A 1,016-nucleotide genomic window follows, 5' to 3' on the forward strand; every position below is an offset into this window, starting at 1 on the left:
GACGGGGACGATGCTGCGGGTGCCGGTGGTGTCGTTGTTCTTCCAGGTGACGGAGAAGGGGACGAGGTCGCCCAGGCCGATCTGGCCGTTCTGGTCCAGGCCGTTGAAGGTGATGGCGATGCCGCCGGTGCCGGACGTGCCGCCGGTGGTCTTGGCGGCGGTCTTCGCGGCGGTCTTCGTGTCGGTCTTCGCGGCGGTCTTGGCGGTCGCGGTCTGGTGGGCGGGTGTCTGCTCGGCAGGGGTGGTCGGCGTGGCCTCGGTGGCCGGCGTGGCGGGGGTGGTCGGCGTGGCCGGGGCGGGGGTGGTCGACCGGCGCCCGGTTCGCGAGCGGCCGCCCGGGTGCGCGGCACCGCCGCCCCGGGCGGGAGGATGGAGGCATGCCGTTCACACTGAGCCATCCCGCCGCCGTCCTGCCCCTGCTGCGTGCCGCGGGCGCGCGCGGGCCCCTGGTGGCGTCGGCACTGGTCGCCGGGTCGATGGCGCCGGACGTGCCGTTCTTCGCCGAGTCCCTGCTGCCCGGGGTGTACGGCCACGGCGGGCTGACACACCGCTGGTGGGCGGTGCCGACACTGGACGTGGCGATCGCCGGGGCCCTGGTGGCCGGCTGGCACGGACTGCTGCGCGCGCCGGTGGTGGCGCTGCTGCCCGAGCGCTGGGCGGGCGGCGCCGAGGCGCTGACCGCCCGGCGGGCCGGCGGCACCCGGGGCCCCGGAGACGCCGGTGCGGGCGGCGCCGCGGTCGGCGGTGCGGCGTGGTTCGCGGCCTCGGCGGCGATCGGAGCGGCCACCCACGTGGGCTGGGACGCCTTCACCCACGGAGGCCGGCTGGGTACGCGGCTGCTGCCCGTACTGGACCGGTCGGTGGCCGGGGTACCGCTGTACGAGGCGCTGCAGTACGGCAGTTCGGCGCTCGCCCTGGTGGTCGTACGTCCTCCCGTCCTTCTCGGCCGGGCCGATGAAGGAGTAGATGTAGCCCTGGTGGCCCATGAACACGACGCAGCCGTCGAGCGACTCCCG

1 protein-coding gene is annotated in these 1,016 nt (G+C 76.0%); it reads left to right on the forward strand.

The annotated features are described in order from the left end of the window. Positions 1-377: 377 nt before the first annotated feature. On the forward strand, positions 378-1,016 hold a 639-nt coding region (locus AB0E96_RS41365; protein WP_359831997.1), incomplete at its 3' end, for a DUF4184 family protein.

Source organism: Kitasatospora sp. NPDC036755 (assembly GCF_040636595.1).
Taxonomy (GTDB): Bacteria; Actinomycetota; Actinomycetes; order Streptomycetales; family Streptomycetaceae; genus Kitasatospora.